This window comes from Pedobacter sp. 01T416_2 (assembly GCF_056398925.1).
Map to the genome: position 1 here is coordinate 1 of NZ_JBFTQI010000709.1, position 3089 is coordinate 3089.

4 protein-coding genes are annotated in these 3089 nt (G+C 38.7%); 1 reads left to right on the plus strand and 3 read right to left on the minus strand.

The annotated features are described in order from the left end of the window. Positions 1-7: 7 nt before the first annotated feature. From AC1DPQ_RS22845 to AC1DPQ_RS22855, 3 genes are all read right to left on the minus strand, one after another. Positions 8-1084 (minus strand): universal stress protein, encoded by a 1077-nt coding sequence (locus AC1DPQ_RS22845; RefSeq protein ID WP_477584697.1) that lies wholly within the window; start codon positions 1082-1084, stop codon positions 8-10. A 193-nt stretch (positions 1085-1277) separates the two neighbouring features. Further along, positions 1278-1529 (minus strand): hypothetical protein, encoded by a 252-nt coding sequence (locus AC1DPQ_RS22850; protein ID WP_477610972.1) that lies wholly within the window; start codon positions 1527-1529, stop codon positions 1278-1280. A gap of 221 nt (positions 1530-1750) precedes the next feature. Continuing rightward, on the minus strand, positions 1751-2200 hold the full coding sequence (locus tag AC1DPQ_RS22855) for an SRPBCC family protein (protein ID WP_029276549.1): 450 nt from the start codon (positions 2198-2200) through the stop codon (positions 1751-1753). A gap of 342 nt (positions 2201-2542) precedes the next feature. Between AC1DPQ_RS22855 and AC1DPQ_RS22860 the strand changes: the two genes are divergently transcribed. Next, the coding region (locus AC1DPQ_RS22860; RefSeq protein WP_477610973.1) for a chromate resistance protein ChrB domain-containing protein at positions 2543-3089 on the plus strand (547 nt) is incomplete at its 3' end.

Below are 3089 nucleotides of genomic sequence, written 5' to 3' on the forward strand. Positions count from 1 at the left end.
GGCTTTACTAATCGTCTTTAAACAGTAATAAAGGTAAATGGGTAGTATAAGTGAGCTTCTTCGTGATGCTGGAGTGAAATATACTTTCAAAAAAACCATATACTTTTGGAACGGTAACGATCAGATCGGCTTGATATTTTTCTGCAAACATCACAATGCCATGTGCGGTATTTTCATCATCTATATAGTGATATTCGGGTTCTTCTCTGTCCCAAAGCTGATGCAGTGCCGTCATTTCTTTAATTCTATCGGGATTGAAATGCGTCTCATCCTGATCCACATTTAAGATGAGTAATTTTGCGCCTAGGGCATGGACAAAGGTTTTTATAGCATAAATCGGGGTGGATTCTGAAACATTTTTAAGGTCGCAGGCGAAAACAATTTGTTTGATAGGCTTAAAAGTAATTTGTGGAGGAATCATAAGCAATGGCACCTTACAATGTTTCGCTAAGCTAAGTGCATTGCTACCCACTAAAATTCGTTCCAGATTACTTTTTCCTGTAGTACTGGTTATAACCAACCCAATATTGAGCTTAGCACTTATCTCATTTATAGCAACAATTAATGCCCGCTCATCGTTATAGACTTCTATCCTGGTATGTGTTGATATTAGCGCTTCCAGATCTTTCTGAAGGTTTTTAGTCTTTTCTAAGCACACTTCAGGCTGCTCATCATACTGCCATGGCATGGCAGCATAAGATGTAGTGGGTATATCAAGCGCAGCATATGAATGATATAATACTAGATTATCGATTCTTAGCTGATGGGATAAAGCCGCCGCATACTCTGCTGCATTAATCGAAGCCTTTGAAAAATCTGTTGTTACCAGGATATTTTTAATCTGATAAATTTCCTTAATCTTAAGATCGATGGCGTGGCCAAGGCCTCTTAACTCCTGATCAGACAAATCATTTGTACCACGTTCTGTTACTTCCCAATCTCCGTTTACCAATTGTGTTAATATAAGCGGTTCAGTCTCCTGCCCTGCCAATTCAACTTTGAACTGGCCATGCCTGCGGTTTGGGCTAACCTTTGCATTCAGATCCAAACTATCTGTTCTGAATTTGACAGAAAATTCTTTCATGATCCTATCTCTTTGTTAGTGATCGAAAATCATTTAAGGGAGCCGGTCAGATGTTTATACCAGTACAACAAGAATATTCCAAATTTGTTTAAAGAATATGAATTTCATTATTATCGTATTACTTGACCATAAAAAAGCCCTCCAGATAACTGAAGGGCAACATTTGCAAGAGGTAGATTCTAATCGAATTTTTTTACTTCATCTTACTTCTTAAACGATCTTCCTTTGATTTAGTCCAGTAAGCACAATCGAGTTGCAAAAACACAGAAGTATAAGGAATTACTTCATTTGTTTTGATGACCAGCACTTTAAACAATTTCGATTCACTATCTAATTTCTTAAAAACAGAATCATGGAGCATCGTTTGTACAGGTAGGTTGCCCAGTGTATTTTCAATGCCAGTTCTAAATTGCGTAACCCCGCTTCTAAAAACAGGCTTAATCATTTGGCAAAATCGCTTAATATCAGGTAAGCGTACAAAAAAGAGGTTGTATCATAAATATAGATTTGTCATCCTGAGCCTGTCGAAGGGCCTGTTAAATACTCTTTGAGGTGTCTCGACAAGCTCAACATGACAGCATTTGAGGTGAAATCGTCTTTATGATACAACCTCTTAAGCCATGAGGTTAGCTGGAGTTATGTATTTCAAAAATATAATTCCTTTAATTAAGCATCTGGTATTTCTGGTTCGACCAGCTTAGCTAACTTTTCGAGCGATTCCTGCCAACCCAGGTAGCACATCTCTACAGGGATAGCTGAAGGAATTCCTTCCTGAGTAATTTTAATTTCGGTACCCACTAAGGTCTTTTTCAACCAAACTGAGGTAATCATTTCACCAGGCAGGTTTGGATCATCAAACTGATCGGTATACTTTAAAAACTCGTTTGGTGTTACTTCAAGGTATTTTCCGCCGAATGAATGACCATTGGAGGTAGAAAAATTATGAAACGACATTTTAAAAGAGCCTCCTAATGCTACTGTCATTTCGTGAACAGTACAAAGAAAGCCGTATGGAGGTAACCATGAAGCAATTGCCAAAGGTTCAGTAAATGCACGATATACTTTTTCTGGCGATGCTTTTAAAACTCTGTGCAATGAAACGGTGTTGTTCGACATAAAATCATTTTTTTAATTTCCTACTCTTAAGGCTTTTCGGTTTCGCCCGTTTTTGGAATGGTAGCTGCTCCATTAATTTGTCTTTTTTCAATATTAATTCCTGACTATACAAAGATGGCATGTAAATTCGAGTTTGCCAGTGGTGATATGCGACAATGTTGAAGGGGCTTTACGGCCTAACTTATCCTACAGCACGCTATATGGTCACTTAAAAACTTAGCCGTTTATTCCAGGTGAACTAACCATTTTTTTGATGTAATAAACAAAAGTTTCACTTCACCGAATTATTGTTATTAAAATCAGGTACGATAGTTAACTTTGCATACTACTCCCCTATTACAAATGACAAAATGGATTACCCGTGAACATCCAAAAATTGACCGGATTGCCTGCCCTTGGCTAATCAGGCGTTTTATCGATCCCGATGCAGAAATTATTTATGTACCCTCAGATCAGGTGATGATTAAAGCCAGGGAATTAGGGGCCATACCATTCGACATGCCAGATGTAGAATATACGCATTACAATGATCAATGCACTTTTGATTATTTCATCAAAAAACACCAGTTGAAAGATTCTGCTCTCGACCGCATTGCGGCTATCGTTCGCGGTGCAGATACTGATCGCCATGACTTCGCACCACAGGCAGCAGGGCTAGAAGCTGTATTTTCAGGCTTGGCTTACCACAGTTCAGATGATCAGGAGTTACTGGCTTTAGGTATGCAGATTTATGATGGCCTGTATAGTTGGGCAAAACACCTTTATCACAAAACACATACACAGGCCGGACCAGTTGAACAAATGTTACTCGACATATACACTAGGTACCTTCGGGAAAATAAAGGAAAGAAAGCACCGGCCTGGACGAATGAATTACGGGAAATGATAC